The organism is Rhodococcus sp. EPR-147 (assembly GCF_001647185.1).
Lineage (GTDB): Bacteria > Actinomycetota > Actinomycetes > Mycobacteriales > Mycobacteriaceae > Rhodococcoides.
On the sequence record NZ_LVCU01000090.1, the window covers coordinates 1 to 6,185 of the forward strand.

Consider the following 6,185-nt stretch of genomic DNA (forward strand, 5'->3'; position numbering starts at 1 on the left):
CTCAAAAGCACTGTTGCAGCATCCAGTACGACATGACGGTCGTAGGTCAGGCGGTAGTCGTACATGGGGGTGCCGTCCTCGGCCGTGCCTCGCTCCACCGCAATGAGCGCCACACTCGACATCGGAGCAAGAATCACGATCGAACGCTCCAGCGCCAACGGTTCGTCCGCGCCCACCACCACAGCACGGAAGCTGGGCGCAGGCGGCGCGGAATGCGAGTCGAAGACAGCCGTCAGCGCGGTCCGGGTGGCGAGGTCCTCGAACATCGCCTCGCGTGCAGGCGTCAGACCGGTGGACGCGCTCACCGTCGCCAGTACGACGGTCGAGGAACCGGTGCCGTATGCACTGTGCAGCAAACTGTTCTCGATGGCGTCGAGCAGTGTGGAATCCGCGTGCCTGCGGGCACCGAGCGAATGGGTGAGCCCGTACGGCGTGACCGCCACCGGGGCGCGCACGGTGACCGTTCCATCCAGGTCGAGCGAACGGACGGGTTCGGGTATCTCACCGAAATCCGGGAGAGGGGCCGGTGTGCCGTAGAGGTATCCTTGCCCCAGAACGGCCCCCATCGCGCGCGCATAGCTCTCGTGCCGCTCGGTTTCGATCCCCTCGGCCAGGACCAGGGCACCGGTACGTTCGGCCTCGGCGGCAACGGCAGCGACGATGGCGGCGGTCTCGTTGCTCGAACGCCCCTGCACCAGAGCCATGTCGAGCTTGATCACGTCGGGACGCAGCAGCGGGATCAGCGCCAGGCTGGAGGAATCTGCCCCGACATCGTCGATGGCGACTCGCCACCCCAGGTTTCTGGCGTGCTCGGCCGCCCTCAGCAGACCCGCCGGATCACCCATCAGATCACGCTCGGTGATCTCGACGATGATCGACAGCCGCGACGCGTCGGCGAGCATCGGTAGGTAGTCCCGAGGAGGAGGTGCATCGAGGGCAACAGGTTCGGCATTGACGAACAGCGCGAGCTGATCGGGATAGCCGGACTCGACGGCACCGCGGAGCGCGCTGAGTCTGCACCGCCAATCGAAATCGGCGGTGACGCCCTGCGCGCGTGCCACCCCCAACAGTTCCGGTGGCGGGATCGGCGGACCTTCTCCGCAGGTCCGCACCAACGCTTCGTACCCTACGACGGCGCGCCCGTCGAGCAAGACGATCGGCTGATAGACCGACGTGATGTCGATCGACACCGGCGAAATTGCGGCACTCGTCGAGCCTCGACACATGGGTGGACCCTCCCTCGATACTGATCGATCGGTCCCCACCCGGGTCATCATCTTGCCCGACTGCACCGTGATGTCCACAGCCGACTGCGGTCTGCACGTCGATCGACTGGTTATAAGGTGCTCGAAGGACTCGACGAACGGCGGTGACGACAGTGGGAGCGGACTCTCGCCCTCGTGCCCCTCACGACCGCCTCTTCGCGGATCGATACCGACTGGGCACCGTGTTGGGACGCGGCGCAATGGCCGACGTCGTGCACGCCGACGACGACGTTCTCGGCCGGTCCGTAGCGGTGAAGATATTTCGCCACGGTGAGCCGCCGGACTCTGCACAGCGCATCGATGCAGAAATTCGTACTCTCGCGTCGCTGTCGCACCCGGGTCTGGTGACGCTGTACGACGCGGGCACTGCACTCGACGACAGCGGGATGCCGGTTCCGTACCTGGTGATGGAGCTGATCGACGGTCCGACTCTGAGTGCGTATCGCCGGAGCCGATCGATGAACGCCGCACACGTCGCGCGGATCGGTTACGAGTTGGCGGAAGCTCTCGCCTACATTCACGACCGGGGTGTGGTCCATCGGGACATCAAGCCGGCCAACATTCTCGTCGCGCAGGCACCGGACGTGGGCGTGGGGCAATGCGCCAAACTTGCCGATTTCGGCATCGCCCGTATCGTCGACGCCGAACGACTCACCGAGCACGGCACCACAGTCGGTACTGCGCACTACCTCAGCCCGGAGCAGGCAACGGGTACGTCTGCCGGCCCGCCGACGGACATCTATACGCTGGGTCTCGTTCTCATCGAATGCCTGAGCGGCACAATGGTATTCGAGGGAAGCGCCGTGGCAGCAGCGGTGGCGCGCCTGCACCGCGATCCCGACGTCCCCGAGGGGCTCGGACCGGACTGGCACGCGCTGTTGACGGAGATGACAGCCAGACGCCCGGAGGATCGACCGGACGCAGCTGCAGTTGCCCACCGACTGCGCGCGCTCTCGCGCAGCACGACACCTCTTGCTCACACTGCCGTGATGCCCGTCGAACCCATCGACAGGGCTGCGCCCACAACATTTCCAGCGTCGGCTACGGCCGAATCTCACCGCCGACGATGGATGATCCCGGCGGCAGCGGCTCTGTTCGTTTCGCTGGGCGCGGCGATCGTCTGGGTCGCAGTGGGCACGGGTGATGAGCCGGAGCCCATGTCACCTGCGACACCGGCTCCGACACTCGTGGAGTCGCCGACCGTTGCGGCCACAACACCTGCACCTGAGCCCGCACCGGCGACCTCGATCCCGGTTTTCTCGAACCCTCCCGAGCCTGCACCCGTCCCCACGTCGAATCCGGATCCGATCGAACCGGCCGCGCCTGCGCCGCTACCGCCGGGAAACGGCAACGGAAATCCAGGGAACGGCAATTCGGGAAGCGGCAACGGCACCAGCGGGAACGGCAATTCAGGAAATGGCAACAGCGGGAACGGAAACGGCAATTCCGGCCGAGGGAACTGACCCCACGGCCGTCGGCGGACAGGAGTGACGGTGACACACGTCGATACCCTCGTGGTCGGGGCAGGTATTTCCGGCTTGGTCGTTGCGAGACTCCTCCATCGTGCCGGTCAGCGAGTCGTCGTTCTCGAGGCCAGAGACCGCGTGGGCGGTCGGGTCTGGACGATGCGCACCGCCGACGGCATCCTCGACGTCGGCGCGTCCTGGATTCACGGAACGGACAACAACCCTCTCGCCGATGCCGTACACGCCTTCGGAATGCGGACCGTCGAGTTCACCGTCGGTAGCTACCAACCCGACGGCAGGCCCATCGCGTACTACTCCCCCACCGGGACCAGGTTGAGCGACGAGTCCGCCGCGCAGTTCGGCGCCGACGTTCACCACTTCGACGAACTGTTCGCCGCAACGGTTGCGACGTCGTCCCCGGGAACGTCGTTCGGAGACGCAGTGGAAGCAACTCTGACGCAACTGGATTGGAACATCGACCGACTCGAACGAGTTCGCGAGTTCCTCGGACATCGAGCCGAGGAACAGTTGGGAGTAGGAAAAGACCTCCTCGACGCGCACGGTTTGGACGACGACGCCATCGAGGGCGACGAAGTCGTGTTCCCCGACGGTTACGACGAGCTGGCGGTTCGATTGGCCGTGGGGCTCGACGTCCGGCTCGAACACGTGGTGAGGCAGGTCCGTTGGGGTCGAGACGGAGTTGGGGTCGACACCGGATCCGGGACGTTCTCGGCCGAGCGCGCTGTGGTGACGGTGCCGATCGGAGTACTGAAGTCGCCGACGTTCACCGTGGAACCGCCTCTACCGGAACCCGTTTCGGGTGCACTCGAACGACTCGAGATGAATGCCTTCGAGAAAGTGTTCCTGCGGTTCCCCACCAAGTTCTGGGACGAGAACGTCTATGCCGTTCGGCAGCAGGGCGAAGCCGGGCGCTGGTGGCACTCCTGGTACGACGTGACCATGCCCCAGGGACGTCCGACGCTTCTGACGTTCGCAGCGGGTACCTGTGCGCAGCAGACTCGGCACTGGTCGGACGCGCGCATCGCGGACTCGGTTCTCGAGGCGCTGCGTGGCCTGTACGGCGCCCGGGTCGTTGCACCAGACCGCGTGTATGTCACTCGCTGGCAGGACGATCCGTTCTCGTACGGTTCGTACTCGTACATGACGGTGGGTTCACGTACGCGCGATCACGACGACCTCGCCACTCCGATCGCAAACGTGCTTCACCTCGCCGGTGAGGCGACATGGACCGAAGATCCGGCAACGGTCACAGCGGCGTTGAAGTCGGGACACCGTGCAGCAGAACGTATTCTGGGGCGGTCGATACCGTTCGGCGACATCTGGAGTCCTACGAAGCGCTGACAGCACGCACCGAACCCCACCACGCGCGTCTGTGTTCGGTGCAAACTTTCGACCATCTGCGAGTAATGTGCTGTCGACGCACCCACACACCGAGCACTACAGGATGGCACCGTGGATACCGTCAGTTCGATAATCGACTTCTTGGCAGATCGTCTCTACAGCGTCTTCCTGATCTACTTGTTGATCGGCGTCGGACTGTACTTCACCGTTCGCACCAAATTCGTTCAGATTCGGCTTCTTCCGTCGATGTTCAAGGCCATCGGTGGATCTCGGTCGGACGCCGAGGGCGGCATCTCGGCGTTCCAGGCCTTCTGTGTCGGTCTGGCGTCCCGAGTGGGTACGGGAAACATCGCAGGAGTCGCCATCGCGATCACTCTCGGCGGACCGGGAGCCATCTTCTGGATGTGGCTGGTCGCGGTGGTCGGCATGGCGACGGCGTTCATCGAGGCGACTCTGGCGCAGATGTACAAGGTGCGCAATCCCGACGGGAGCTTCCGAGGCGGTCCCGCCTACTACATCCAATTGGGTCTGGGTTCGCGTCGATGGGGAATCGTCTTCGCGTGCCTGCTGATCTTCGCTTTCGGCTTCGCGTTCAACATGGTTCAGGCGAACACCATCACCGAATCGTTCTCGTCCACGATGAACATCGATGCCGGGTGGATCGCGGTGTTCCTGGTGGTGCTGTCTGCGCCGATTCTCTTCGGTGGTGTCCGGCGAATCGCGCGGGTGGCCGAGTACCTGCTCCCCGTCATGGCTCTGGTGTACGTCTTGCTCGCACTGGTGATCGTGGCGATGAACATCGGCGAGATCCCGACGGTCTTCGGTCAGATCGTCTCCAGCGCATTCGGTTTGAACGAGGCGATCGGCGGCACGACGGGTGGAATCCTGGCCGCCATGCTCAACGGCGTCAAGCGCGGACTGTTCTCCAACGAGGCAGGCATGGGCAGCGCGCCCAACGCCGCAGCGACCGCGACGGTGTCCCATCCGGTGAAGCAGGGTCTGATCCAGTCGCTCGGAGTCTTCTTCGACACCATCGTCATCTGCAGTGCGACAGCGTTCATCATCCTGGTCTCGGGCGTGTACGACATCAGCAACCCGAGCGGAGTGGCGGGCGCGGTTCTGACTCAGGACTCGATCTCAGCTCAGCTGGGCACGTGGACCACGATTCCGATGACACTGTTGATCTTCACGTTCGCGTTCTCCTCGATCCTGGGCAACTATTCGTACGCCGAGATCAACCTCAATTTCCTCGGAGTCGAGGGCAAACTGCTGAACCTGTTGCGCACCATCGTCCTTGCAGCCATCGGCTTCGGCTCCCTGTCCGCGCTGACGACGGTATGGGCACTCGCGGACGTCGCCATGGCGGCAATGGCAACTGTGAACCTGGTAGCCATTGCGCTGCTGGGCAAATGGGCCTTCGGTGCGCTGGCGGACTTCGAGGCGATGCGTCGCGAAGGTCGCGACGACAAATTCGTCGGACGCGGAAACAGTCATCTGCCGGGCGACCTACCCGGCGACGTGTGGGATCCGGTGCTCGACAACGATCCGGCGGCGAACAAGCCCGACGTCGCGCGGTAAGCGAGGCGGCTGTCGCCGCTGTTCGATTCGGACCTTCCGGACAATTCACACGTTAGGGTGATGAAACGTCCACACCGAGGAGGTTCCATGACGCAGGTCGGCGACGACGAGAAGGCCGGGCGCGCATCCGAAGGCCACGAGTTCGACGAAGTGGATCGGAAATCGGCCGGAGAACGCGAAGACGAAGTGCAGCCCGGTCGCCGCAAGCGGCAATGGGTCGGACTCGGCGCAGGCGTTCTGTTGGCACTTGTCGTCTATCTGGTTCTCCCGGAGGACGTGGCGCACCCGGCACGGCTGACCGCAGCCACCGCGGTACTGATGGGCATCTGGTGGATGACCGAGGCGGTGCCCATCCCGGCGACCGCACTGCTACCCCTCGTCATCTTTCCGGTATTCGATTCCGGCGTCGTCGTCAACGACGTCGGTGCCTCGTACGGCAACAACATCATCTTTCTGTTCATGGGCGGCTTCCTCCTGGCGCTGGCCATGCAACGGTGGAATCTGCATCGCCGTA

The 6,185-nt window shown here is 64.1% G+C and carries 5 protein-coding genes; 4 read left to right on the forward strand and 1 reads right to left on the reverse strand.

The window, feature by feature from the left end; all coding sequences use genetic code 11:
• A partial coding sequence (locus A2J02_RS04480; protein ID WP_231911408.1) for an EAL domain-containing protein occupies positions 1-1,190 on the reverse strand: 1,190 nt, incomplete at its 3' end.
• 179 nt (positions 1,191-1,369) lie between these two features.
• On the opposite strand from A2J02_RS04480, the gene A2J02_RS28885 reads away from it, so the two are divergent.
• The 4 genes from A2J02_RS28885 to A2J02_RS04500 all read left to right on the forward strand — a co-directional run.
• A complete protein-coding gene (locus tag A2J02_RS28885) occupies positions 1,370-2,728 on the forward strand; it encodes a serine/threonine-protein kinase (protein ID WP_269454857.1) in 1,359 nt (452 codons plus the stop codon).
• A gap of 30 nt (positions 2,729-2,758) precedes the next feature.
• Entirely contained in the window at positions 2,759-4,093 is a 1,335-nt protein-coding gene (locus A2J02_RS04490; protein ID WP_068047330.1) for a flavin monoamine oxidase family protein, read from the forward strand.
• A gap of 141 nt (positions 4,094-4,234) precedes the next feature.
• Entirely contained in the window at positions 4,235-5,671 is a 1,437-nt protein-coding gene (locus tag A2J02_RS04495; protein ID WP_231911409.1) for an alanine/glycine:cation symporter family protein, read from the forward strand.
• Positions 5,672-5,758: 87 nt separating this feature from the next.
• A partial coding sequence (locus A2J02_RS04500; protein WP_197477934.1) for an SLC13 family permease occupies positions 5,759-6,185 on the forward strand: 427 nt, incomplete at its 3' end.